This is a genomic window from Vibrio sp. SCSIO 43009, from assembly GCF_023716525.1.
Taxonomy (GTDB): Bacteria; Pseudomonadota; Gammaproteobacteria; order Enterobacterales; family Vibrionaceae; genus Vibrio; species Vibrio alginolyticus.
In genome coordinates this window covers 2,603,665-2,629,410 of sequence record NZ_CP071842.1, presented here as the reverse complement: position 1 = coordinate 2,629,410, position 25,746 = coordinate 2,603,665, and the positions used below count along the sequence as shown (strand labels likewise).

22 protein-coding genes are annotated in these 25,746 nt (G+C 45.1%); 7 read left to right on the top strand and 15 right to left on the bottom strand.

Annotated features, from left to right (window positions below; translation table 11 throughout):
• Nucleotides 1-32: 32 nt before the first annotated feature.
• The 4 genes from ppnN to queF all read right to left on the bottom strand — a co-directional run bounded on the left by ppnN (nt 33) and on the right by queF (nt 6,657).
• Nucleotides 33-1,409: a nucleotide 5'-monophosphate nucleosidase PpnN gene (ppnN, locus tag J4N43_RS12245; protein WP_005383611.1), complete on the bottom strand. Its 1,377-nt coding sequence runs from the start codon at nt 1,407-1,409 to the stop codon at nt 33-35.
• Between the two features lie 291 nt (nt 1,410-1,700).
• The gene (locus tag J4N43_RS12240; protein WP_005381978.1) at nt 1,701-3,266 is read right to left on the bottom strand and encodes a GGDEF domain-containing protein; all 1,566 of its coding nucleotides are present in this window, start codon (nt 3,264-3,266) and stop codon (nt 1,701-1,703) included.
• A gap of 98 nt (nt 3,267-3,364) precedes the next feature.
• Nucleotides 3,365-5,647, bottom strand: a complete 2,283-nt coding sequence (locus J4N43_RS12235) for a tetratricopeptide repeat protein (RefSeq protein ID WP_017635678.1) — start codon at nt 5,645-5,647, stop codon at nt 3,365-3,367.
• A 164-nt stretch (nt 5,648-5,811) separates the two neighbouring features.
• Nucleotides 5,812-6,657 carry an NADPH-dependent 7-cyano-7-deazaguanine reductase QueF gene (gene queF / locus J4N43_RS12230; protein WP_053306524.1) on the bottom strand — a complete coding sequence of 282 codons (846 nt, stop codon included), beginning with the start codon at nt 6,655-6,657 and terminating at the stop codon, nt 5,812-5,814.
• Between the two features lie 108 nt (nt 6,658-6,765).
• On the opposite strand from queF, the gene syd reads away from it, so the two are divergent.
• Together syd and J4N43_RS12220 are read left to right on the top strand one after the other, a co-directional pair.
• Nucleotides 6,766-7,311 carry a SecY-interacting protein gene (gene syd / locus J4N43_RS12225; protein WP_005381970.1) on the top strand — a complete coding sequence of 182 codons (546 nt, stop codon included), beginning with the start codon at nt 6,766-6,768 and terminating at the stop codon, nt 7,309-7,311.
• Nucleotides 7,312-7,313: 2 nt separating this feature from the next.
• Nucleotides 7,314-8,090 (top strand): Zn-ribbon-containing protein, encoded by a 777-nt coding sequence (locus J4N43_RS12220; RefSeq protein WP_158159578.1) that lies wholly within the window; start codon nt 7,314-7,316, stop codon nt 8,088-8,090.
• Nucleotides 8,091-8,216: 126 nt separating this feature from the next.
• On the opposite strand, the gene J4N43_RS12215 is transcribed toward J4N43_RS12220, so the two are convergent.
• The 3 genes from J4N43_RS12215 to metN are packed head-to-tail and all read right to left on the bottom strand — an operon-like array spanning nt 8,217 to nt 10,760.
• A complete protein-coding gene (locus tag J4N43_RS12215; protein WP_005381966.1) occupies nt 8,217-9,026 on the bottom strand; it encodes a MetQ/NlpA family lipoprotein in 810 nt (269 codons plus the stop codon).
• A 32-nt stretch (nt 9,027-9,058) separates the two neighbouring features.
• On the bottom strand, nt 9,059-9,736 hold the full coding sequence (locus J4N43_RS12210; protein ID WP_005383604.1) for a methionine ABC transporter permease: 678 nt from the start codon (nt 9,734-9,736) through the stop codon (nt 9,059-9,061).
• A complete protein-coding gene (gene metN / locus J4N43_RS12205; protein ID WP_005381962.1) occupies nt 9,726-10,760 on the bottom strand; it encodes a methionine ABC transporter ATP-binding protein MetN in 1,035 nt (344 codons plus the stop codon). The genes J4N43_RS12210 and metN overlap by 11 nt, the downstream gene beginning before the upstream one ends.
• A gap of 341 nt (nt 10,761-11,101) precedes the next feature.
• Here metN and gmhB point away from each other — a divergent pair, with 341 nt between their 5' ends.
• The 4 genes from gmhB (at nt 11,102) to treC (ending at nt 16,049) form a co-directional block, all read left to right on the top strand.
• On the top strand, nt 11,102-11,653 hold the full coding sequence (gene gmhB, locus J4N43_RS12200; RefSeq protein WP_054729997.1) for a D-glycero-beta-D-manno-heptose 1,7-bisphosphate 7-phosphatase: 552 nt from the start codon (nt 11,102-11,104) through the stop codon (nt 11,651-11,653).
• A gap of 74 nt (nt 11,654-11,727) precedes the next feature.
• Nucleotides 11,728-12,675, top strand: a complete 948-nt coding sequence (gene treR / locus J4N43_RS12195) for a trehalose operon repressor TreR (protein WP_033905853.1) — start codon at nt 11,728-11,730, stop codon at nt 12,673-12,675.
• A gap of 176 nt (nt 12,676-12,851) precedes the next feature.
• Nucleotides 12,852-14,276, top strand: coding sequence for a PTS trehalose transporter subunit IIBC (treB, locus tag J4N43_RS12190; protein WP_005381959.1), 1,425 nt, complete (start codon nt 12,852-12,854; stop codon nt 14,274-14,276).
• A gap of 87 nt (nt 14,277-14,363) precedes the next feature.
• Complete coding sequence (treC, locus tag J4N43_RS12185) at nt 14,364-16,049, top strand: alpha,alpha-phosphotrehalase (RefSeq protein ID WP_053350273.1); 1,686 nt, start codon at nt 14,364-14,366, stop codon at nt 16,047-16,049.
• Nucleotides 16,050-16,148: 99 nt separating this feature from the next.
• Here the strand turns inward: treC and J4N43_RS12180 are convergent, their stop codons facing one another.
• The 3 genes from J4N43_RS12180 to J4N43_RS12170 all read right to left on the bottom strand — a co-directional run bounded on the left by J4N43_RS12180 (nt 16,149) and on the right by J4N43_RS12170 (nt 19,393).
• Nucleotides 16,149-17,048, bottom strand: coding sequence for a hypothetical protein (locus J4N43_RS12180; protein WP_053350274.1), 900 nt, complete (start codon nt 17,046-17,048; stop codon nt 16,149-16,151).
• 131 nt (nt 17,049-17,179) lie between these two features.
• Nucleotides 17,180-18,700, bottom strand: coding sequence for a winged helix-turn-helix domain-containing protein (locus J4N43_RS12175; RefSeq protein ID WP_053350275.1), 1,521 nt, complete (start codon nt 18,698-18,700; stop codon nt 17,180-17,182).
• Nucleotides 18,701-18,790: 90 nt separating this feature from the next.
• Nucleotides 18,791-19,393 (bottom strand): YitT family protein, encoded by a 603-nt coding sequence (locus J4N43_RS12170; RefSeq protein ID WP_053350276.1) that lies wholly within the window; start codon nt 19,391-19,393, stop codon nt 18,791-18,793.
• A gap of 347 nt (nt 19,394-19,740) precedes the next feature.
• Between J4N43_RS12170 and glyA the strand changes: the two genes are divergently transcribed.
• Nucleotides 19,741-20,991, top strand: a complete 1,251-nt coding sequence (gene glyA, locus J4N43_RS12165; RefSeq protein WP_005381985.1) for a serine hydroxymethyltransferase — start codon at nt 19,741-19,743, stop codon at nt 20,989-20,991.
• Between the two features lie 461 nt (nt 20,992-21,452).
• Here glyA and lipA read toward each other — a convergent pair whose 3' ends face one another.
• The 5 genes from lipA to J4N43_RS12140 all read right to left on the bottom strand — a co-directional run bounded on the left by lipA (nt 21,453) and on the right by J4N43_RS12140 (nt 25,745).
• A complete protein-coding gene (lipA, locus tag J4N43_RS12160) occupies nt 21,453-22,418 on the bottom strand; it encodes a lipoyl synthase (protein ID WP_005391329.1) in 966 nt (321 codons plus the stop codon).
• Nucleotides 22,415-23,077, bottom strand: a complete 663-nt coding sequence (gene lipB / locus J4N43_RS12155; RefSeq protein WP_053350277.1) for a lipoyl(octanoyl) transferase LipB — start codon at nt 23,075-23,077, stop codon at nt 22,415-22,417. Before lipB ends, lipA begins: the two co-directional genes overlap by 4 nt.
• 176 nt (nt 23,078-23,253) lie before the next feature.
• Nucleotides 23,254-23,532: a DUF493 family protein YbeD gene (ybeD, locus tag J4N43_RS12150; RefSeq protein ID WP_005384135.1), complete on the bottom strand. Its 279-nt coding sequence runs from the start codon at nt 23,530-23,532 to the stop codon at nt 23,254-23,256.
• 139 nt (nt 23,533-23,671) lie between these two features.
• Complete coding sequence (locus J4N43_RS12145) at nt 23,672-24,850, bottom strand: serine hydrolase (RefSeq protein ID WP_005384132.1); 1,179 nt, start codon at nt 24,848-24,850, stop codon at nt 23,672-23,674.
• A gap of 91 nt (nt 24,851-24,941) precedes the next feature.
• Complete coding sequence (locus J4N43_RS12140; RefSeq protein WP_017635670.1) at nt 24,942-25,745, bottom strand: septal ring lytic transglycosylase RlpA family protein; 804 nt, start codon at nt 25,743-25,745, stop codon at nt 24,942-24,944.
• Nucleotide 25,746: the final 1 nt, after the last annotated feature.

Here is a 25,746-nt window from a genome sequence, read left to right as displayed (position 1 = left end):
TAATGCCCCTAGTGTAACGAATGCTAGCCTGACTATCGACCACCAATTTCCGGGTGAGCGATTCGATAACACGGTTCGTAGTCTGAACCGCCAGGTAATTTCATTCGGTGCTGTTCGACAAAGTCTTTTAGCAACTTATCGAGTTTTTTCATGAGGACTGCGTCGCCATGAATGGTGAAAGGCCCTCTACGTTCTATTTCTCGAATGCCTTCAGCCTTTACGTTACCTGCCACTATGCCAGAGAAGGCTTGACGCAAGTTGGCCGCTAAAACTTGCGGTTCTTGATCTAGGCTTAAATCCAATTGCTCCATCGACTCATGAGTAGGCTCGAATGGCAGTTGGAAGTTTGGCTCAATTTTCAATGACCAGTTAAAGCTGTACGCATCGCCTTTCTCTTTTCGGTGAAGGCGTACCGAGTCCATGGAGCGTTTCATAATACGAGCGACTTCTGCCGGGTCGTCAATGATGATCTCGTAGTGCTTTTGCCCTTCCTCACCAAGTGTGTCGCGAATGAACTCATCAATAGAGCGGAAGTACTCTTCACTCTCTTTTGGTCCTGTTAATACGATAGGCATTGGCTGATCGGCGTTATCCGGGTGCATCATGATGCCAAGAATGTACAGTAGCTCTTCCGCTGTGCCCGGGCCACCTGGGAAAATAACGATACCATGAGCCATACGGACGAAGGCTTCCAAGCGCTTTTCGATGTCGGGCATGATGACCAGTTCATTTACTATTGGGTTTGGTGGCTCGGCAGCAATAATCGAGGGTTCGGTTAAACCAAGATAACGTTGCTGAGTATAACGTTGCTTTGCGTGCCCAATTGCTGCACCTTTCATCGGCCCTTCCATTGCACCAGGGCCGCAACCTGTGCAGATGTTAAGTTCACGCAGGCCCAGTTCGTTACCCACTTCACGTGTGTACTGATACTCCACTCCATTGATAGAGTGACCACCCCAACATACGACAAGATTCGGTGCGATACCTGGAGTTAATGCTCTGGCATTACGAAGAATGCCGAACACGAGGTTCGTAATGTGAATTGGGTTAGTAAGGTTGAGCCGCTGGGCGTCTGCCAAATGCATGTTTACGTAAACGATATCACGCAATACGGAGAACAGATGCTCTTGGATACCTTTAATTATTTCGCCGTCAACAAAAGCGTGCTCTGGCGGATTAGTCAGCTCAAGCTTAATACCACGCTCACGACGCACTACGTTGACATCAAACGATTGGTATTTATCGAGCAGTTCTTTCGAGTTATCGGTATGGCTACCGGAGTTCAACACCGCTAATGTGCAATTACGGTACAGCTGATAAAGTTCACTCGAGGCTGTGTTCTTTAAGCGCTCTACTTCTAGTTGAGATAGCAAGTCCATGCTACCAGCGGGGCTTATATGGGTAATCATAACGCCTCCTTGTGTTGCATTAATTTGAGGGAAAGTACCAACTTACCTTTTTGGTGTTATACGTATGGTTTGATGAAAGGTAGTTGGCCGATTTGGTTTTATGGTTATCAACTCCCAAGCAACCTCAAGATGATACATTTGCCTTTTATAAATACATCATCTTGAAGTGACTTGGGTTTTTACAGCTTAGCAGACTAAAAGGGAAGAAATGTGATAACTCGTTGAAAATGGGTGGTTATAAAGCGAAGATTGCACCAAATTTGGTTTGTTTGCTCGCTTTTTGTACGAATCTTAGCTCCAGTTAAGCTGGTTTGTTCCACGTTTTTTAGCGTCCGCAAGCATCTTGCCAAGACGATCGAGCACATACTCTGGCGTATCGGACTCTTTGAAAGACGTCGATACAGCAGCTAAGGTAATCATGATATTTTGCTCACGGAACTTAAAGGGTAATTGGCTAATATCACGCTGGATATGCTTAATCAGATCCAGTGTGTATTCTTCAGATTGTTCCGGGACGAGTAGAATAAACTCCTCGCCACCAAAGCGAGCTACTGTTTCCGTTTCTGATACGCGCTTGTTAATAGTACGAGCGATGATCTTCAGCGCTTTATCGCCAGCCGTATAACCATAGCTATCATTCACCGCTTTGAAGTTGTCTACATCAAATAGCACAACACGAAGGTTTTGCTGAGAGCGAATCCAACGGCGATACTCTAGCTCTAGTCGATCGTTAAATGCAGTGCGGTTATAAACTTTAGTCAGCGGGTCGAGCAACATACGCTGAGCTTGGTCATCTAAGCGTCGACGATAATCTTGCGTAGTTTCAAATACCGCTTCGAGTTGGTTCTTACTGTAACTCAACCGTTCTTGCAGCGCTTGCTCTCGCTCTTCCGTCATTTTCAGTCGCTCTGTCAGCGACGCCATTTTTTCGAGAAGAGGCGTGATTTCTTTTTTCACAACCGCGATATCTTGAGCTTGATTAAGTGACTTTTGGCTTAATTCAACCAAGCTGTTCATTTCTGTGTTGAGCTCTTGGCGGTGTTCAAAGTAGGTATGATGCTGGTCGACGTTCTGATGAACGGTTTTTAGGTTACTTGCGAGAGAAGTGTTCAGCTGATCAAGGAATTGGCTAGACGCCTCGCGCTCGAACTTTGTTGCTTCGACAACCAATTTCAGCGTTGAGAGCGTAAGCTCAATGAGAGACTCGGCACTCACGCCAAGGAGCAACTTAGCGCGAATATCCAGCAATCTATCGCCTGATTCTCCTTCGAAATCCAGCTCTGTAATAGTATGTTGGAGGTCGCTGGCTAAGCACTCAAGCTGAGATCTGTCGGGATTGTTTTCAAATTCACTAAGATGTAGACGTGAATTAGACGTGATGATTTTCAGAGCGCGTTCGTAAATACTCAGTAGCTTAGTGGCTTGATCAGCTTTATTGCTGGCGTGAACTTCAGAGAAACTCATCAGGTTCCGTAGTTCACGTTTTAACTGCGCAGGTAAGCCAGTGACACGTTGCAGTGTTTCACCACTGTGCTTGATTTGTTCGTCAAGGTAACCGTTCTGTTTATCCATCGTCTTCGACTGCTGTTTGAGCATCCTCTCTAATACCGCTAAACGCGGGATAAGAGTGCTGATATCTTTTTGATGTTGCAGCTCTTGTTGGATTTCAAATAGGTAGTTGGATACCTGAGTATTCGAACCCTGGCAAGCTGAAGACAATGATGCCACAACGCGTTTAAGAACTTGTTGTTCACGTTTGAATTTGAGTGAAGTATCACGATGAGTCAGTCTGAGTTGGTCAAGTTGACAACTCAGCTGATGCAGCTGCGACTGAATATCGGATTCCAAGATTCCCATGAAGTGACTACGGTTAAGTCCATGTACTACTGACAATTATCTGATAATAACAAAAAACTTTATAGCGTCATTAGTTATTACGTTCAACAGGCGTTTAATTATCCATTTTTTAATATTTTCTTGATGTCGTCCTCATTCTTGTAGGACGAATGGATCTTGATCAGGCCTTGGCTAATGGCATGTTGACAGGCAGTTCTTATGTTACCTGTTGCAAAGCTAGCAGCAGGCGCATTATCGATGGCTTTTAAGAACACCCAGTGGCTTTGCTTATCCTTCAAGCTGACTTCTCGTGCGATGTGAGTAGCAAGCAATAACAGATCGAGTAATTCCTCATCGTTAATTGCAGTGTAGGCTCGGGGTAAGAACGGATAATCGCTGATGCCCATACGAATAATACGATTGACGTTGTGCTGCTGTGCGAACTCATCCACCCAAGTCTGGAATTTTTCGAACATGACTTCGGCAGAAGCATCACGGTCAGCGTTCGGTTCTATGTAGAGTAAGTTCGCATCTGAGAAATGGTAAAGACGCGACGGTTTTTCTATTTTTTCCGCAAGGAAGTCGCCAAATGCCCGTTCTAGTTCTAGACCTGCCTTATAGCCGTTATGGACGTACATGCTTCGTAAGAATGGCAAATCGATCATAACAAAGCGTAGGCGATCATTAAGTGGTTCGTGGATCAATTCACCCATTTGCCATTGCTCGAAAGTTTCGCTCGACTTTTTCAATGAGCGAGAAAGCTTAACATTCAGCATACGCAAGTTACGTAAACGAGAGCGAGAGTGGGTGAAGAGGTCGTTACGCAGTTTTTCGATTTCACTTGCTTGGCGCTGCATAATGACACCGCGGCGCATAATGAACAAAAACATGACCAATACAGTAATAAACAATGCAAATGAGATTTTCTGGAATTTACGATGCTCTCTTTCCACTTGCTCTAAGCGTTCTGATTGACCGATGTAATGGATGGTTTGTTCGGCAAATTCTTTTTGCTGACGGAACGCATCTTCACTGATTTGGTTAAGCTGCTTTTGTTCTAGACGAACGAGGTTTGTGTATTTTTTATAAGCTTGCAGAGAAAGTTTGTATTCGCCTGCCTGCTCGTAACCCAACCCAAGTAAACGGTATGACTGCTGCTTAATGAAGTTGTTATTTTCAGGTGACTTTTCAGCAAGCGCTAACGCCAGCTTTGCATTAGTAATGACGTCTTTACTGTCATTTTGATGATAAGCCAGACCTGACTGAAGCAGGGCAGCCTTTGCTTCAAGCTTAGGAATATTGGTGTATTCTAAAAGCTCTTTAGAGCGGTCTAAGTACTGCTCTGCTAGCGCGTAGTTATAGAGTTGTAGGTAGGTAGCCGCCAAGCTTAAGCGAATTTTAATGATTCTATTGATGTTCTTACTGGTACTTTCATGGTCAAGCACGTTGAAGTAATGCACTAACGCAAGGTTAAACTTACCCTGATAAAAGTAGATGTCGCCCATTTGCTCTAGGACGTCCGCTAGGATCGGAGAGCTAGGGTAAGAGTCATAAAAATCTGCGGCTTGAGATAAGTATTCGATCGCTTTGTCGTACACTCGTCGCTCCTGGAAGAGCCTAGCCAAAAGGCGATTCACTTTTGCTAACCTTGCACCACTGTTACTTTCAATAGATTGCCAATAACCGTATAGCAGCTCTGACAAAGCCAAATTGTATTTCTTGCTATTGAGGTAAAACTCGCCGACGGCTGTGTAGTAGTCGATCAAGGCTAACTCAGAGCGGCTATCGTCAAGCATGGTCTTTGCTTCAGAGTACAAGTTTTCCGCTTTAATGATATCGCCACTATGTGAAGCGAGGAGTGCTCTTTGCATCACTAGTCGGTAGCGAACACTGTCGGTGCGTTGTAATACGGCATCGGCTTCATCGAGCTGTTGTTCAATTTGGTTAAGCGTGTCTTCCGCTTTTGAGTAGTTTTCGTCGTACATCCAAATCATTTGGTTGCGCATCAGCTGGAGATCTAAGTCCATGTACGGCAATTGATATTCTTGCGCTAAGCGTTCCGCTTTATTTAGGTGCTCGATAGCCGAACGAACATTACCCATGGCGTAATCTGCCTGAGCGATAATCTTGTGCGCTTCGATGGTGCTGCTTGGTGTGCGAACGCTACGATCTGTTTCGTCGCGAGACATGGCTGAAGGGCTGTCACTTTCTTTGCGTTCTGTTAGTTCACGCTGTGACAAATAGTTGGTTGCCGCTTGTTTTGCTTGTGATGGCTCTATTTCCGCCAATTGTTGTGCTTCGTTGAGTAACGCGGACGATAAAATGGTAGCATGAAGTGGCTGTACAAACAGCAAGCAAAGAAAGCCAATCAATTTGAATAGACGCGAACTGTCCCAAAACATCCTTTCGTTCCCTCGAACTGTTTTTAGATATGGCGATAACGGCGAAAAGCCTCAATTAGCCGTTTAAATGCGGGTTGAAGCCATTTGATATAGTAACATGCTTGGACAATAAAAACGTCCGGCAACCCTTTAGATTGCCGAACTTATTTCTGTTGCCTATGCGCTTACTGACGAGCCATACGGTGATTGTGAGCTGGCTTATCTTGTTCCGTTGAGCGGTAAGGGTTGATATCCAAGCCTCCACGGCGCGTATAGCGGGCAAATACGGTCAGTTTGCTTGGTTGGCAGTATTTCATTAGATCCGTAAAAATACGCTCTACACACTGTTCGTGGAACTCATTGTGCTCGCGGAAAGACACTAAGTAACGTAACAGCTTCTCACGATCTATTTTTGCGCCTTGGTAGCGAATTTCTACACTGCCCCAGTCGGGTTGGTTAGTGATCAAACAGTTTGATTTCAATAGGTGGCTATGTAGCACCTCTTCAACTTGTATTTTACCTGCCGCACCTTCAAGCAAATCGGCATCAAAATCGTAACTGGTGATGTCAATGTCTTGGTCATCTACACATTCACCGTCCATTGTCACGATAGGTTGATTGGTATAGTGGGTCACTGGATTCACCTCAACCAGCACCTTTTCACCTGCGCATTCAGAAAGGTCTTGTGTTAAACGCTCAGTCACTTCTTCCCAGCTTGCAAAGCGGGTTTGGTTATAGCTGTTTAAGTACAGTTTGAAAGACTTCGATTCAATCAAGTTTGCGCTGGTGGCTGGAATGTATACTTCGCCAACGGCCACTTGTGGTAAACCTTTACTATTTAACCAAGACAGTTCGTACAGCGTCCAAATGTCGTGCCCCATGAAAGGCAGAGTATCGCCTAACTGGAGGTCATCTCGGTTCAGGCTGCGAGGGACTGGTTGCAGCAAGCTTGGGTCATACTGGTTCGCATACTCGGTCGTTTTACCTAGTGTTAAGCCAGCAAGCTCTTTAGCGTCAGAATATTTGCTCATACTTTGTGGTCGTTTTCGATTAGAATGGCGAGAATTTTACTGAATCCGCTGGTCAATTGCCATCCGGCAAGTACGGCTATCTGATAAATAAGGAATGAGGAGACCTTCATGACCCAAAACGTTACTCAGGCGCTACAAGAGTTCAGCCTGCGCTACCAACAAGCTTGGCAAGCTAAGCACAATGAGTTGCCAAGCAGTGAAGAGCTTGCAGAGCTTGTTTCTCCTTGTGTCGAAGAGAAGCGTGATGGAAAGGTGCTTTGGAAAGCGGTCGCACGTGATGAAATGGCCGATTTCACCAATGTGGAAAATGCGATTGAGTTGTCACTGCAAGATGATGTTAAAGCCTTTTATGGTTCTCAATACTGCGCCGATATGGAGGCAACTTGGCAAGGTAATTCGTTGACGCTGCTGCAAGTCTGGAGCGATGACGATTTCGTGCGTCTACAAGAAAATATTCTTGGTCATTTGGTGACGCAGCGCCGCTTGAAACTTAAACCAACAGTATTTATCGCAGCGACAGATGAGGAAATGGATGTGATTTCTATTTGTAACCTCACTGGCAATGTGATTCTAGAGCGTTTGGGCACCTCTAAACGTGATGTATTGGCAGATTCATTGGTTGAGTTCTTGAATAAGTTAGAGGCTGCCGTCTAAGTATGTATGTTGTTGAGTTGCAGTTTGAGTGTTTTGATAACACCACCGTCAGCGCGGTAGACAAAGCCATTAATGGCTTGATGGATGCTCTGCGTTACAACGGCCAAGTATTAGGTCGTGAATTTCCGATAGTGATGGGAGAAGGTGAATTTTTCGTTCGTGTTGTTTGCCCAGAACAAGACAGCTTGCATCCACGTTATCACTCAGATTTCGTCAAAGTGTGCATGAACCGTTTGTCGGATGCGTCTTTGCTTGCACCGAAAATGCGTATGCTGGGGCGTGATTTGAATTCAGAACAAGCAGCCGAAGAAGAGACACCTAGCTGGCAAGTGTTGTACACGACTTATGTTCATACGTGTTCGCCTTTGCGAAGTGGTGAAACCCTGTTGCCAATTCCTTTGTATCGTAATGAGCCAACACTTAATGGAGACCATAAAGCCGTCATTAAGTGGCAGACTGAGTGGCAAGCGTGTGATGAAATCCAAATGGCAGGGGGCTGCCGAGCGGAATATGCGGCGCTGCACGAAATTTGCGATGTGGATAGTGTGCTGTTTCGCCGAGGTTGGGACTTACGTGGCCGTATCGAATACATCACGAAGATCCCTACGTACTATTACCAGTATCGTGTCGGTGGTCAGTCGCTGGAGAGCGAGAAAGCGCGCAAGTGTCCAAAATGCGATGGCGAGTGGCTACTCGATGAGCCACTACATGACATATTTCATTTTAAGTGTGATGACTGCCGAATCGTGTCGAATATCTCTTGGGACCATCTTAAGTAGCGAATTGAAGCTACTTAAATGGGTAGATAGACAAATAGAAAGGGCTGATGTTTTCACATCAGCCCTTTTGTGTTTAGAACGTTTATGTTTAGAACGTTGTTTTCAGTCATGTTTTGAAAAGTGGGATTACCAACCTTTCACAACACCGCCTTTGAACAGCTCTTTTGCCGCTTCGTAAACTTCTTCCGTTTGGTAAGCTTTTACGAAGTTTTGTACGTTTTGCGCATTAACATTTTCTTCGCGAGCGACAATTAGGTTTACGTATGGCGAGTCTTTATCTTCAACGAACACGCCGTCACGCTCTGGCGATAGGTCGATAGAGCTTGCGTAAGTGGTGTTGATGATAGATAGCGTTACGTCATCCAGTGAACGTGGAAGCTGTGGGGCTTCTAGTTCAATGATTTCGATATTTTTAGGGTTGCCTACGATGTCACGTACTGTAGCGAGTAGACCAACGCCATCACGTAGCGTAATTAAACCTTGCTGCTCAAGAAGCAGTAGTGAGCGACCTAGGTTAGTTGGGTCGTTTGGTACTGCGATGCGTGCGCCATCTTGAATTTCATCAATTGATTTTACTTGCTTTGAGTAACCAGCAATAGGGTAAACGAATGAGTTACCCGCGATAGCCAGTTTGTAGCCGCGGTCTTTCACTTGTTGGTCTAGGTATGGTTTGTGCTGGAACGCATTCGCGTCTACTGAACCATCATCCAGAGCGGCGTTTGGTGTTACGTAATCGGTAAATGTTACTAGCTCAACATCTAGGTTGTATTTCTCTTTTGCTACTTTAGCGGCAACTTCGGCTACTTGTGCTTCAGCACCAGCAATAACGCCAACTTTTACTTTGTTTACGTCTACTTCTTTGTCGCCGCAACCCGCTAGAGCAAGAGCAGAGGCGGCCGTTGCTACAGTCAAAAGACCTTTAAGGCTAAATTTCATCTTTATCTCCTTATAATTTGTATTTTTGATGCTTATCTGTGGTCTACACGGCGCACCACTGCGTCACCGATAGACTGAATAATCTGTACTAGAACAATCAACATCACGACAGTCACGGCCATGATAGTTACATCGTAGCGGTGGAAACCGTAACGAATGGCTACGTCACCTAGGCCGCCGCCGCCTACCGTACCCGCCATAGCTGAGTAGCTAACGAGAGTGACCAAGGTAATCGTTACTGAGTTAACAATAGTCGGCATTGCTTCAGGTAGTAGAACTTTTGTGATGATCTGTGTTGGAGTCGCCCCCATTGACTGCGCTGCTTCCACCAAGCCTGTCGGTACTTCTAATAAAGCACCTTCAATAAGACGAGCGACAAAAGGAATGGCGCCAATAGTCAGTGGGACGATTGCTGCGGTTGTACCGATAAAGGTTCCAACTAGCATTTTTGTCACTGGAATAATCGCAACCATCAGTACGAGGAATGGCACAGAACGACCAATGTTAACGATAGCGCCTAAGCCGCTATTTAGTTTGGTGTTTTCAAGTAGGCCGCCTTTCTTAGTAATATGGAGGATTACGCCTAATGGAATACCCACAGCAAAGCCGACTAATCCGGCAACCGCAACCATGTAAAGCGTTTCCCACGTTGCACCTAAAAGTAGTTTGCTGTTTAAGCTCAGCCATTCAGAAATCGTATTAAAGGACATAACCAAGTACCTCTACTTTTACGTTGTGCTTACGCAGGTATTCAAGAGCTGCGTTGTCATCTTCTTCGTTACCAAATAGCTCTGCGACCATCATGCCGAATTTCACGCCACCAGCGTAATCAAGGTCGGAACTCAAAATACTCACATCAATATTGTATTTACGAGAAATTTGCGACATTAACGGTGCATCGACGGTTGCGCCAGTAAACTCTAAGCGAACCAACGGGTAGCTGCCATCAACACGCTCTGCTTGTAGACGTGCTTGGTAATCTTCAGGAATGGAAAGATCCAGCGTTGAGCGAATGAATTGGTGCGCTAGCTCTGTCTTAGGGTGCGCAAAAATATCGCCAACGGTGCCTTTTTCCACCAGCTCACCACCACCGATGATTGCTACTTCGTGACAGATACTTTTTACGACTTCCATTTCGTGAGTGATAAGTAAAATCGTGATGTTGAGTTTGCGGTTGATCTCTTTCAATAACTCAAGGATAGATTGAGTTGTTGCCGGGTCTAGCGCACTAGTGGCCTCATCACAAAGCAGCACGCTAGGATCGGATGCCAATGCACGAGCAATTGCCACACGCTGTTTTTGTCCGCCACTTAAGTTAGATGGGTAGCTCTCGTGTTTGTCGGCTAAGCCCACAAGCTTTAGCAACTCAGTTACTTTTGTTGTGATTTGCGATTTGTCTTTACCTGCCAGTTCTAGTGGCAGTGCTACATTATCAAACACAGTACGAGACGAAAGCAGGTTAAAGTGCTGGAAGATCATGCCAATGTTACGGCGTGTTTCGACTAGTTGTTTTTTACTGAGTTTGGTTAGATCCACACCATCAACGATGATGGAACCAGAGGTCGGTGCTTCTAGCATGTTGACACAGCGGATCAGCGTACTTTTACCAGCACCTGATGAACCGATAACACCAAAGATGGTGCCTTTGTCGATGTGTAGGTTAATGTCTTTCAGGGCAAGGATTTCCTTACTGCCTTGGTAGAACACTTTATTGACGTTTTTTATTTCTATCATGTTTCAACCTGCCCAAAGATACGGGGAACTTCGCTGTCAAAAACGGCCTTTGACAGAACTTAATGTTGAGCTTTATCTCAATTTTCAGTTGATGCTATGGGTTAAGCAGAATGAAGTCAATAGATATTTTTACGTCTAGACGTCTAAATGTATGGATGTTCTGTTTTGAAACGAAGATGTATAGATAACAAGCAGGAGGTAGACGGCAGGGCACCCTCAGATTTACCGATTCTTGCCCAACAAATCAACCGTTTTGTCGAGGCCAAGAATGAATTAGATAGTGTTGAAGTTTATAAGGTATGTAATAATCTGATTAAACCGAGTTAATAGAGAAATACGTTTTGGCAAAACCTGCTGTTTTTATCGATCGTGATGGCGTGATAAACGTTGACCACGGCTACGTTCATGACGAACATGATTTTGAGTACATTGATGGTGTATTTGAAGCGACGAAAGCGCTAAAAGATAAAGGCTACCTTCTAGTGTTAGTGACGAATCAATCGGGCATCGCACGCGGTAAATTCAGTGAAGACCGTTTCTTGTCTCTGACTCAATGGATGGATTGGAACTTTGCTGATAAAGGTGTTGAGTTCGATGGTATCTATTACTGTCCACATCATCCAGAACATGGCATTGGCGAGTACAAGCAAGATTGTGAGTGCCGTAAGCCAAAACCAGGCATGTTCATTTCTGCGCGTGACTTCTTGAAGATCGACATGGAGAAATCTGTGATGATCGGCGATAAAGCTGAAGACATGATGGCAGCAGAAGCGGCAGGCGTTGGCACTAAGATTTTGGTTCGCACTGGTAAGCCAGTAACGGAACAGGGCGAAGCCATTGCAACGGTAGTATTAGATAGCATTGCAGATGTGCCTGCGTACTTAAACAAGTAATCTTCATTACTGACTGAGATAAGGGAAGCCACTGCTTCCCTTTTGTTTGATTCCTTCTTTTAATCTGAACACTTATGAGCAAAAAACTCACCATTCTTGATATCGCAAAATTGGCAGGCGTGGGCAAATCAACAGTAAGCCGTGTGCTTACTAACGATCCCAAGGTAAAACCGCAAACGCGTGAGAAGGTAGAGCAAATCATTCGTGAATCAGGCTACGTCCCATCAAAGTCGGCGCAGTCGATGCGTGGTGGCAGTCAAAAGGTTATTGGGGTTATCATCTCCCGTTTAGATTCACCATCAGAAAATCGCGCCGTTGGTACCATGCTCAATGCTTTGTATTCCGCTGGTTATGATGCGGTGATCATGGAGAGCCAATTCGATCGCGATAAAACCAATGAGCATTTGGATGTGCTTAAACGTCGCAACGTCGATGGGGTGATCGTGTTTGGCTTTACTGGATGTGATGAGCGAGCATTGGCGGAGTGGGGGAATCGTATCGTCGTGATCGCGATGGACACGCAAATGGTTTCCTCGATCAACTACGATAACCAAGGTGTGATAGACATGGCTTTGTCTCATCTTGAGCAGCAATCTTTATCTCGCATTGCTTATATTGGTGTTGACCCTGAAGACAAAACCACTGGCTTAGCTCGTCTAAATGCTTATAAAGCTTGGTGTCAACGCAAACAAATTACACCTTGTTTCCAGACGGGTAAGTTGAGCCATGAAAGTGCTTATCAGTTGGTAGACAAAGTCCTTCAATCTGACACTCAGGCCATCGTGTGCGCCAGTGACACCATCGCGTTGGGCGTGATTAAGCGTCTTCAAGAGTTAGGCCGTGAAGATGTGGTTGTGACAGGTGTTGGTGGTAATGAATTGCTCTCTTTCCTTTTCCCTAAAGTATTTAGTGTCGACCCCGGTTATACCCTTGCAGGTGAGAAGTCCGCTAACATGCTGATCAATCAATTAAATGGCGATGAGGAAGTGGTTCACTTTACTCAACAGCCTATCGTTTATTGACCCACACTAAAACGATCTGCTCTAAAATTATACTGTGATCACTCTCAATTAATGGGACTGTTCCCATTTTGTTTTTTGCCTTCGGATGGCAATATTAAAATTAAGAAATGGGAATGTTCCCATTTATAAAAACAAAATGATGAATCGAATGTATCCAATACAGGGTGGACAAAGTTATGAGTAAGATTGCGCGTAAAGACGTGGAGCGTCTTATTGAGCTGGTCGGGGGGCCGGACAATATTGCCAGTGTAAGTCACTGTTTAACTCGCTTGCGTTTTGTTCTAAATGATACGGACAAAGCAGATACGAAACAGTTAGAAGCATTACCGATGGTGAAGGGCTGTTTTACCAACGCAGGCCAGTTCCAAGTGGTTATCGGTACTGAAGTGGATGAAGTTTACAAGGTACTGATCGGACTGACGGGTAAAAGTGAAGCCAGCAAAGACGAAGCGAAGAACGCTGCTCGTCAAAACATGAATATCGTTGAGCGTGGTATTTCCCACCTTGCAGAAATCTTTGTACCACTGCTGCCTGCGATCATTACCGGTGGTCTGATTCTTGGCTTCCGTAACGTGATTGGCGACATCAAGATGTTTGATGGTCAAACGCTAACGGAAATCAGCCAGTTTTGGGCAACTGTACACTCTTTCTTATGGCTGATTGGTGAGGCGATCTTCTTCTTCCTACCAGTTGGCGTGTGTTGGTCGACAGTGAAAAAACTCGGCGGTACTCCGATTTTGGGTATCACATTGGGTGTCACGCTGGTTTCGCCACAGTTAATGAACGCCTACCTAATTGGTAAGCAAGTGCCTGAAGTATGGGACTTTGGCTTATTTGCCATCGAGAAAGTGGGCTACCAAGCGCAAGTGATTCCGGCAATGCTCGCTGGTATGGCACTGGCGTTTATTGAAACCAACTTAAAACGCATCATTCCGTCTTACCTTTACCTAGTGGTTGTGCCGTTTGTCTCTATCATCGTGTCTGTGATTCTTGCGCACTCTATCATTGGTCCATTCGGTCGTATGTTGGGTGACGGCGTTGCTTTCGCAGCAAAAGCAGCCATGACGGGTGACTTCGCTATGATTGGCTCAACCATCTTCGGCTTCCTATACGCGCCATTGGTCATTACTGGTATTCACCACACTACCAACGCGGTAGACCTTCAATTAATGCAAGAGCTAGGCGGCACGCCAATTTGGCCTCTGATTGCACTTTCAAACATTGCTCAAGCGTCTGCGGTCGTCGGCATCATTATCATCAGTAAAAAACACGGCGAGCGTGATATCTCAGTGCCTGCGGCTATCTCTGCTTACCTTGGCGTGACTGAACCGGCGATGTACGGCATCAACTTGAAATACAAGTTCCCAATGCTGAGCGCGATGATCGGTAGTGCGTGTGCTGCTGCTATTTGTGGTAGTGCGGGCGTAATGGCGAACGGTATCGGTGTGGGCGGTTTGCCGGGCATCTTGTCTATCCAACCGCAGTTCTGGGGCATTTTTGCTTTGGCTATGTTAGTCGCAATGCTGGTACCTGCTGCATTAACGTTAATTCTTTATAAGCGTGCACAAGCCAAAGGTGAGCTTGAGCCTGCAAACGCGTAATTCTATTTGAGGCAGTGACTTGGCTGCCTCCTCCTATTTTTCTTTTCAAATTTTAAGTTTCCGATTACTGGTAAGTGAGTGTTAGAAATGGCTATGACCAAGCATGATGAGAGCTGGTGGAAAACCGCAACCATCTATCAAATTTACCCAAAAAGCTTTTGTGACAGTGGCAGTAAAGGCACGGGCGACATCAAAGGGATCATTTCTAAGCTGGATTATCTTAAGCATCTTGGTGTGGATGCGATTTGGCTGACGCCGGTTTACCAATCGCCAATGATCGACAACGGTTATGACATATCCGATTACTACTCGATCAACCCTGAGTTCGGCACTATGGAAGATTTCGATACTTTGCTAGCAGAAGCGCATCAGTTGGGTATTCGTATCATCATGGACATTGTAGTGAACCACACGTCGACAGAACACAAGTGGTTCCAATCCGCACTGGGTGATAAAAACAGCCCATACCGTGATTACTACATCTGGAAAGATCCGGTAGATGGTGCTGAACCAAACAACTGGCAATCAAAGTTTGGTGGCAACGCTTGGGCGCTGGATGAAAAAACAGGCCAGTACTATTTGCACCTTTTTGCTAAAGAGCAAGCGGACTTAAACTGGGAAAACCCAGTAGTGCGTGAAGAAGTGAAAGAAGTCATCAGCTTCTGGGCAGACAAAGGTGTGGATGGTTTCCGTCTCGACGTTATCAACCTGATTTCCAAGCAGCAAGATTTTCCAAGTGACGATATTGGTGATGGTCGTCGTTTCTACACGGATGGTCCACGTGTGCACGAATACCTTCAAGAGATTAGCGAATCTGTGTTTCAAAAATACGGCAGCGTGACGGTGGGTGAAATGTCTTCCACTACGCTAGAGCACTGCCAGCAATATTCTTCGCTAGACGGCAAAGAGCTATCCATGGTGTTCAACTTCCATCATCTGAAAGTCGATTATCCAAATGGTGAAAAATGGACCAAAGCGCCGTTTGATTTCATTCAGTTAAAACAGATCTTCAATCATTGGCAAACGGGCTTAAATGGCAAAGGGTGGGGGGCGCTGTTCTGGTGTAACCACGACCAGCCACGCGTTGTGAGCCGATTAGGTAACGACGAGCAATACCGTGTTGAATCTGCCAAGATGCTTGCGGCATCAGTGCACATGATGCAAGGCACACCTTATGTTTACCAGGGGGAAGAGATCGGCATGACCAACCCGGGTTATACCGAAATCAGCCAATATCGTGATGTTGAAAGTACTAACATGTACGACATCATGGTCAACCGTGATGGTGTATCTCATGACGATATGATGGCGATCTTGGCACAGAAGTCGCGTGATAACTCACGTACACCAATGCAATGGAACAGTGCAAAACACGCGGGCTTTACTGAGGGCACGCCGTGGCTTGAAGTGGCGCAGAATTACTCTGAAATCAATGCTGAAGCTGCGGTTGCCGATTTAAACTCGGTGTTCTACTTTTACAAGCGTCTGATTGAACTGCGTAAACAGGTTCCAGTCATCACCGATGGCCGTTATGAAGATTTACTGCCAGAGCACAAACGTATTTTCGCTTACGCTCGTCAGAACGATAAGCAAACGCTGCTGTGTATCAATAACTACTACGCTGAAGAGGTGGAATGCGTTCTGCCAGAACGTTTTGATATGAGTAAGGCGAAAAACTTGCTATCTAACTATCAAAACTCAGCGAGCGCAGTCGCGTCAAACCATCAAGTGTTACGACCTTACGAAACTCGTATTTTATTGATAGAAGAATAAACTCGGGTGTCATCACCCCTAAGATTGATGTTCGAGATGAAGGCTTTGGTGTGCTCCCCAAAGCCTTCTTTTATTGAGATATCTATAAAAAATGCAAGCTTATTTTGTTTCAATCGCTGTTAGCTGCACTTTCTCTTCGTTGATTTGTACTTGTTGTACTTTCAGCAGTTCAATTTGTTCTATCAGACCTAAGCTCGGATTAAACCAACGTTCTGCCGAAGTGGCGAACTCCATTGAGTCCATATCATCACAGTTTAGGTTGTAGATGTTCTCTTCCATCAGGTATGCCGCTTCAATTTTCTTGCCTGAGATCGAGAACGCTTTACGCATACCAGTCTCTCGGATTTGCTGTTGCCAAACCACTTGGCAAGATGCTGTCATAGGAAGGTTTTGTACCCACTCATGATCTTCAAAACGGTCTAGAAGGTTGTGAACTGCGTAGCCTGTAAGAGTGGTTTGCAGAGACATAGTTTCTTCACCGATGTCAATATTCGGGCTTTTCTCTTTTACGTCGTCACCGTTTAGGCGGAAAATCGGACCGCTGTGCATAAGCATGGCAATAAACTGATGACCAATGAAATAAGCGTCAGTGATTTCATGGAGTGCACCATCTGATCCTGCAAAGTAAAGCGTATTGCTCTCTTCGTCGTCGTTGTACTGCTCGTCTGAATAGTAGAACTGTTCGGCGCCGTAGTTCACCAAGTCATTAACCAACTGGACCATTGCTTCGCTGTTTGGGATTTGTGCCAATGCTGCCAATATTTGCTCGCTATCCATCGCTTGGAAGCTCAGTTTCATGTCGCCTTCTGGTTGGCCATCCAAGCTAAATGCGTAGTTTAGCTGTGTACTTGGCGTGGGAGCGAAGATTGAGTTGTGAATCGAGACGTCGAAACTTTCTTGAGGCACTTTGTTTGGATTCGCACTGCCAGAAGACGAACCTCCGCCACAGCCGTAAAGAGCCAGAGTTGCTGCTGCGATAAGCGTCATTTTGTTTAGCATGGTTTACATTCCTGATTGATAAGGCCGCTTCATGTTGGGCCGTTGCTTGAATGCGAGCATGCTAAGTTCAGTGAGAGAAAAAGGGCAAAAAACAAAAGATAACAGGGGTTAATGAAAGCTTAATTTTATATTTAGGTCTTTGTTTTATTTGGGGTTATTTCGTTGGCTACGTTAGTGCAATACTCGTTAATGAGCGCTTTCCATCGGCTTATGATTTCTTGATCGGTCACACTAACATGCAACGTTTTCCACGGTTGGAGGCAAGTCTCTTTTGATTCAGATTGAGAAAGACGCTCAAACAAGGTTTCGGAAGGTAAAACGCGCAGCAGCGCCACCAGTGATTCCATGTAGTTGAGACGGAACTGTTCAAGTTTGTTCTGCTTATAAGCAATGTGAGACACAAAGGTATAAATCAGTGCGTTTTGGATACGTGAGTCGCCATCTGGTGTCGTTAACAGAGCTTTTGCCCTGTCTAAGTTCCCTAATTTGAAATGCAATAGACCTAACCAGAGGCTCAGCTCATCTGGCAAAACATCAAACGACGATTGTACTTGAGTTAAATACGCTTCCAGCTTTTGATGTTCGTGCTCGTATAAGGCGAGATGTCTTGCCGTTGTTATAGCCGCAAACTCATCAGATTGTCGGAGAGGTTGGCTAGAAAAGGCATTCTCGAATAACATTTTTTTGTGAATATTCGAAAGCTGCCACGAACTTGCCGAAGGTGCAGGCAGATTGAAGTATTGCGCGACATCCGAGTGCATTTGGAAAATATCCGATTGTAAGGCAGATAAACGCAGTGTGTACTCATTGCGAAACGCCAGCTTGCCCGTCGCAGGATAAATAAGGTTCATCTGCGCTTTCAAGATGCCCTGTTTTGTGTCGTCTTTTAACTCGATATTGAGCTCGTAGTCGCTGGTCTGCATGTTTCGTGCGCCAGGGAAATATGGCGTATGACCGATAGGATCAAGAAAGTAACTGGGAGCATCTTGGTTGGCGATGTCGGTGTATGGATATTCGACCTGTTGTTGCAGCAAGATGGCTTTGACCAGTATGCGGTATTTTCGCGCCTGGGAGCCGATTGAATCGACACGGTTGAGTAGTAGCTCGACTTTGGGAATCAGTAGTTGATGACGTGTTTGTTGTGTTGAGATTTCTTGGCGTTGCCATAACAAGCTTGCGAGTGTCATGCTACATACCGCAAGTATGGCACATAAGCTGTAAGCAAAAATCAGCTTGAAGTTCTTATTACTCGCCACCTGGGTTGAGATAACGCGCCGATGGTTTTTCGCTGGTGGCACTAAACGAATATTGGCAGGGTTAAGAAAGTAGCCTTTTCGGGGGTAAGTGACTAAAAGCTTAGCGGCATCGTATTCGGGTAAGTACTGCTGTAGCAGGGCACGTAAGGTGCTAATGCGGTTCGTGAGCACATTCTTAGAGATGAACTTGCTCTGCCAAATGGTTTCGATAATGGTATCAGCAGAGAGCGGATGTCCCACGCTTGTTAGCAGCAGCTCTAATAACTCAATGGTACGAGGTTCGAGATCAATCGCGATAGCATCTTGATGAAGGGTCTGTGTCTTCGGGTTATAGATCAGCTCTCCAATCGCAATACAACTGTGAGTCTGTTTAGCTTGTTGCAGAAAGTCGCGCATACCGTACCGATCTATTTGGAAATCGCGAAGTATTATATAGCGATTGGAGCGCGAAATCTTATAAATCGCGCTTCAATCATTATCAAAAATTTATGAACCGTAGGTCACGGAATAGCGGTGCGGTTTGTGGTTCATCGCTAACACGAGATTGAGTGCAAACGCCCCCAACATTGAAAGGCCAATCACTTCTGGTGTGACAAAGAAGAATGAAGCAAACAGGATACATGCATCGATTGCCATTTGGCTTTTGCCAACTGAAATGCCAAATTTGTCTTGGATAAACAAACACAGCACGTTAAAGCCACCCAAGCTGGAGCGATGTCGGAATAGGATCAGCATACCGAGCCCCATTAAAAGCCCGCCTGCGACGGCGCAATAAACTTCATTTACCGATTCGAGCGAGATTAGCAAATAAAGATGATCGGCAAAGATAGAAACCAACGCGCCAGAAATGGCACTATTAATGGCGAAATGACGGCCGAAGCGTTTCCATGCTAGTAAGTAAAAAGGACTGTTTGCTAAAAAGTACAGCACACCAAAGGTAAAAGGTGTAAATTGGCTAATAAGCAGAGCCAATCCAGTCGTGCCTCCCGTTAGAAGGTTCGCGGATTGGAGAAAGAAAACGCCTTGAGCTACTAAAAAGGTACCCGTGAGAATCGCTATCCAGTCTTCTTTTAATGAGTGTTTTTCCATCAATGTTGCAGTCATTAGTGATAAATAAGGCGTGCATAGTAGTAAAAAGATGATCTTTTCGGTAGCTAGAGGGTAAAATTTACGGTAAACCTATGTAATTGCTGTTTTACAGGGTGTAAAGCACAAATTTGACAGGCAATAGATTGTCGTTATGCGATTGCAATGCTGGCATGATAAACATTGCTTGTCATCATGAAAAAACTGCATGAGAAAAATTGTAAATTTCTCTTTATGACCTAAATCAAATTATGTAGAATGCGCGCCATTAGGGTGACGAAAACGTTTGCGTCGGGTCATTCAACAGTTTTTTTGCAACTTTCAGTACTAATCTGAGTCAGGAGATACAGATGCTTAAGCGTGATATGAACATCGCAGATTACGATGCGGAACTGTTCGCAGCTATCCAGGAAGAAACTCTTCGCCAGGAAGAACACATTGAACTTATCGCTTCTGAAAACTACACAAGCCCACGTGTAATGGAAGCGCAAGGTTCTCAGCTAACGAACAAATACGCTGAAGGCTACCCAGGTAAGCGTTACTACGGCGGTTGTGAGTACGTAGATAAAGCTGAAGCACTAGCAATTGAGCGTGCATGCCAACTATTTGGTTGTGAGTACGCTAACGTACAGCCTCACTCAGGTTCTCAAGCAAACAGCGCAGTTTACATGGCGCTTCTTAACCCAGGCGATACAGTTTTAGGCATGAGCCTAGCGCACGGTGGTCACCTAACTCACGGTTCACCAGTAAACTTCTCTGGTAAGCACTACAACGTTATCCCTTACGGTATCGATGAAGCTGGTCAAATCAACTACGACGAGATGGAACAGCTAGCACTTGAACACAAACCTAAGATGATCATCGGTGGTTTCTCTGCTTACTCGCAAATCGTTGATTGGAAACGCATGCGTGAAATCGCTGACAAAGCAGGTGCTTACTTATTTGTTGATATGGCGCACGTAGCTGGTCTTATCGCTGCCGGTGAATACCCAACACCAGTACCGCATGCTCACGTGGTAACAACAACGACGCACAAAACACTAGCAGGTCCTCGCGGTGGTCTTATCTTGTCAAATGCTGGCGAAGATATGTACAAGAAATTGAACTCAGCAGTGTTCCCTGGTGGTCAAGGTGGTCCTCTAATGCACGTTATCGCTGGTAAAGCAGTAGCGTTCAAAGAAGCGATGGAGCCAGAGTTCAAAGCTTATCAAGCTCGCGTAGTGAAAAACGCAAAAGCAATGGTTGGTCAGTTCCAAGAGCGTGGTTACAAAATCGTATCTAACGGTACAGAAAACCACTTGTTCCTTGTTGACCTAATCGACAAAGATATCACTGGTAAAGACGCAGACGCGGCACTAGGTGCAGCAAACATCACTGTAAACAAGAACTCAGTACCAAATGACCCACGCAGCCCATTCGTAACGTCTGGTATTCGTGTAGGTACGCCAGCGATCACTCGCCGTGGCTTCACTGAAGAAGATGCAAAAGAGCTAGCAAACTGGATGTGTGACGTTCTAGATAACATCGGCAACGAAGAAGTTATCGAAGCGACAAAACAGAAAGTGCTAGAAATTTGTAAGCGTCTACCGGTTTATGCCTAACTGTTCTTCATAGAATGAGTCGATTTCGGTGTCGAACATACTCATTTGCTCGCGCAAACTCCGTGTGTTCTCCTAGAACTCGACTCGTCTATTTTGAACATTGATATACTAAAGGTCCTCATTTGAGGGCCTTTTTGCTTGTCTGGCGTTTGGAATGAGATATAGCGAGAGTGTGTGATAAGGGGATGGCTACCAACACTGTCCCTTTTCAATATACCCAAACCACGTCATTCCGACGAGCCGAGGCGAGATCAGGAATCTTGTTGAGGCACACTCTTTTACTCAGAGTTTCCCTAAAAATCCTCAGTATTCTGAAAACAGATTCTGAATCACGTTCGTACCTCGCTGTTCAGAATGACGGTGGTAGAGTGGCTTTTTATCATCATTTGCCAGATACAAAAAAGGTTGGCACTGAGCCAACCTTTTCTCTTCAAAACAAGCTTTTCAAAACAAGCGAGAGCTTATTTAATCTCGATACCTTGAGCTTGCATATCGGCATGGTAAGAAGAGCGCACAAATGGACCACACGCTGCATGCGTGAAGCCAAGTTCTAGTGCAACTTCTTTTAGCTCGTCAAACTCTGATGGCGGAACGTAACGTTCTACTGGCAAGTGGTGACGGCTTGGCGCTAGGTACTGGCCTAGAGTCAGCATCGTTACGCCGTGTGCGCGTAGATCTTTCAGTACTTCGATGATTTCTTCTTTGGTTTCACCAAGGCCCATCATCAAACCAGACTTGGTCGGTACATCGGGATGCTGCTCTTTGAACTTCTTAAGAAGCTCAAGTGACCATTTATAGTTCGCACCTGGGCGAGCTTTACGGTAAAGACGTGGCGCTGTTTCTAAGTTGTGGTTGAAGACATCTGGCGGATTGTCTTTCATTAGATCAAGCGCTACATCCATGCGACCACGGAAGTCAGGAACCAGTGTTTCAATCTTAATATGCGGGTTTAACGCACGGATCTCGCGGTTACAATCGGCAAAGTGTTGTGCACCGCCGTCACGCAGATCGTCACGGTCAACAGAAGTGATTACTACGTATTTCAGCTTCATATCGGCAATGGTTTTCGCCAGTTTTTGAGGCTCTTCTGCTTCCGGTGGTAATGGGCGGCCATGAGCAACGTCACAGAAAGGACAACGACGAGTACAAATAGCACCTAAGATCATGAAGGTAGCTGTACCGTGGTTAAAACATTCCGCTAGGTTCGGGCAAGATGCTTCTTCACATACGGAGTGAAGTTTGTTCTTACGCATCGCCGCTTTGATGTCTTGAATTCGTTGGCTGTCGGCTGGTAGCTTGATCTTCATCCAATCAGGCTTACGTAGCACTTCTTTCTGCTCTGTAGGCATGTTCTTTACGGGAATCAATGCCATTTTATCGGCGTCACGATATTTAACGCCTTTTTCCATCTGGATTGGTTTGCTCATGCTTTATTACCTTGAGAAGGTGCTTCTGTGCTGAATTCTACTTGCTCATAATCGAGCAAAGTAACGAGTTCTTCTATTAATTGTTTTTCTACGGCTTCTACATTGTCTGGGCCGCCAAATTGGCTGACCTGAACCATTTCCATACCTTCATAACCACAAGGGTTAATACGCAGAAACGGTGTTAAATCCATATTTACGTTCAAGGCTAAACCATGAAACGAGCATCCTTTACGAATGCGTAAACCGAGAGAGCATATTTTCTTACCGGCAACGTAGACACCTGGTGCGTCAGGTCGCGCGGCTGAGCCAATATTGTATGCTTTTAGCGTGTTGATCACGAGGTTCTCGATTGTGGTAACGAGATCTCGTACACCTAATTTTTTGCGGCGTAGGTTGATCAAGAAGTAGGCGACCAACTGACCAGGGCCATGATACGTAACCTGACCTCCGCGATCACTTTGTACAACAGGAATATCGCCAGTGTTAATCAAGTGCTCAGCTTTACCTGCCTGTCCTTGCGTAAATACTGGGTTATGTTCTACCAACCAGACTTCATCACGGGTTTCTTCTGTGCGTTGGTCGGTGAACTCATGCATCGCCTTCCATACAGGCTCATAGTCTTGGCGGCCAAGTCGTTTTACAACAAGTTGGTGTTGCATGGGAATTCCTGTTGCTAATATATAAAGTTTTTGGATTATAAACCGGATAACCCTGATGCTCTACCGCTGCGTAACAGATTTTTAACTGAAAGCGATGTAAAGCCTCGTTATCTCTTTGATAAATAAAAAGAAAGCAGCTAAAGCTGCTTTCAAAAAAAATTTAATCTATCAAAAAATTATAGAACCATGCGTACGATGTCAATTTCACCTAACTCTTTGTACAGTGTCTCAACCTGCTCGATAGAGGTTGCAGTAATGTTGATTGACACAGAGTGGTAGTTGCCCTTAGCACTTGGTTTAACGGTCGGGCTGTAGTCACCTGGAGCATGGCGCTGAATAACTTCAAGAACAAGCTCTGGAAGTTCAGGCTTTGCATGACCCATTACCTTGTAAGTAAATGAACAAGGGAACTCAAGCAGGTCTTTTAATTTTGCATCAGAGTTGATGGTTAGCATATCGATAACTCCAGTAGATATTCGTTGCGGTGCGAAATAGTACAGTCAAATTAGGGGGAACTCAAGACGAGGAGCTCAAACTTAAAAAGCCGCCCATTCAGGCGGCTTTGCGAATAAGTTTGCTACTCTAACGTTCTTTTTAGAAGAAGCTCTTGAATAACAATACGATGTAATCCCACATGCGGCTAAATAGACTACCTTGCTCTACGGTTTCTAGTGCCATTAGTGGGTACTCGGCAATATCTTCACCATCGATCTGATAGTATAGCTTACCAACTACATCACCTTTATTAATTGGGGCTTCTAGCTCTTTTTCAAGGACGAAGCTTGCTTTTAGGTTTTTCGCTTCACCACGCGGTAGTGTTACGTAAGTATCTTGGTCAAGACCCAGTGCTACGGTGTCTTTGTTACCCATCCACACTTTTTCTTCTACGAACGTTTCACCTGCTTTGTGCGGTGCCACTGTTTCGAAGAAACGGAAGCCGTAGCTTAGCAGCTTTTTGCTTTCTGACTTACGAGCATTGGCATCTTTAGTACCCATAACGACCGCAACCAAGCGCATTTGACCTTCAGTTGCTGAACTTACTAGGCTGTAACCCGCATTACTTGTGTGACCCGTTTTGATGCCGTCAACGTTCATGCTCTTATCCCAAAGTAGACCGTTACGGTTGTATTGGGTGATGCCGTTGTAAGTAAATTTCTTCTCTGAGTACACTCGGTACTCATTTGGTACGTCACGGATAAGTGCTTTACCTAGCAGTGCCATGTCGTATGGTGTTGAGTACAATTCTGCGTTATCTAAGCCATGAACATTGGCAAAGTGCGAGTTAGTCATACCCAATGTGTTGGCCCAAGCGTTCATTAGGTCAACAAATGCATCTTCTGAACCTGCAATATGTTCTGCCATCGCAACACAGGCATCGTTACCTGACTGGACGATGATACCTCGGTTCAGGTCACGTACTTTAACTGTTGTGCCTACTTCAATGAACATCTTTGATGAATCAGGGAAGTTTTTCGCCCACGCATTTTTACTGATGGTGACATCATCATCTTCTGAGATATTACCACGCGCTAGCTCTTGGCCGATTACATAGCTGGTCATCATCTTAGTCAGACTAGCTGGAGACAATTTTGTGTTCATCTCTTTCTCTGCCAGTACTTTACCTGAATGGTAATCCATCAGCACGTAGCCCTTCGCCGCGATTTGAGGGGCATCTGGAACAACGATAGGTGATGCAAGAGCAGATTGAGCGAAAGTTGCAGAAAGGGCAACCGAAGAAACGAGAATAGATTTCACAAACTTATTTTTATTCATGGTAATTCAAATTTTTGGGTTAACTGCAGACATCTTATCAGAATCCCTAGTTATGTAAGAGGGGGATCAAAGAGAAATTCATGACACGAGGTCATTTGGCAGTGTTGTGTTTTTTAATAAATGCAGACGAATAGCCGAGCAACTTTACTTTATCTAATGTGGCTTGCGTCAGGGAATAGTCAGTAAATGGCCCTAACAACAAGCGATAAGACTCTTTCGCACTCTCTAGGAAAGTTTCTGTATCCAATTTTTGACCAAGCTCGGTACCTAAAGTTCGCGCGCGTTCTTCATTTTTTGATGATGCCACTTGAATAACGTACCTAGGGTGCGCTTCTAATGACTTTTTATCCGTGGGCTGATTGATACTGATCACTTCAATTTCCACGTTCGCGGTGCCTGTTTTTATGACATCTAACTTGTGCGCGGCGGCATAGCTTAAATCAATGATACGGCCATCGTGAAAAGGACCTCGGTCATTAACTCGTACTATGGTGGTTTTGCCGTTGTCAGTATTGGTAACTTTTACGTAACTTGGTAACGGTAGCGTTTTATGCGCTGCCGTCATTGAGTACATGTCATAGATTTCGCCATTAGAAGTCAAATGACCTTGGAATTTTTTCCCATACCAAGATGCTCGGCCTTTTTCTTTAAAGCCTTTCGCATTGCGAACTATTTTGTAGTCTTTGCCACGTAAGTGGTAATCTTTGTTCCCACCTAGGCTGTACGGTTCATATTTAGGATGCGCATCCTCGATGTGTTCGACTGAAAGCGGTGTATCCGGTGCAACATCGGATTCGAGTTCGTAACGGCCTTCTTGTTCTTTTTGGCTAGTTGATGAACAGCCTGCCAAAATAAGAGCAGAGAAAACCAAGGAATATAAAGCGCGTTTTTGCATG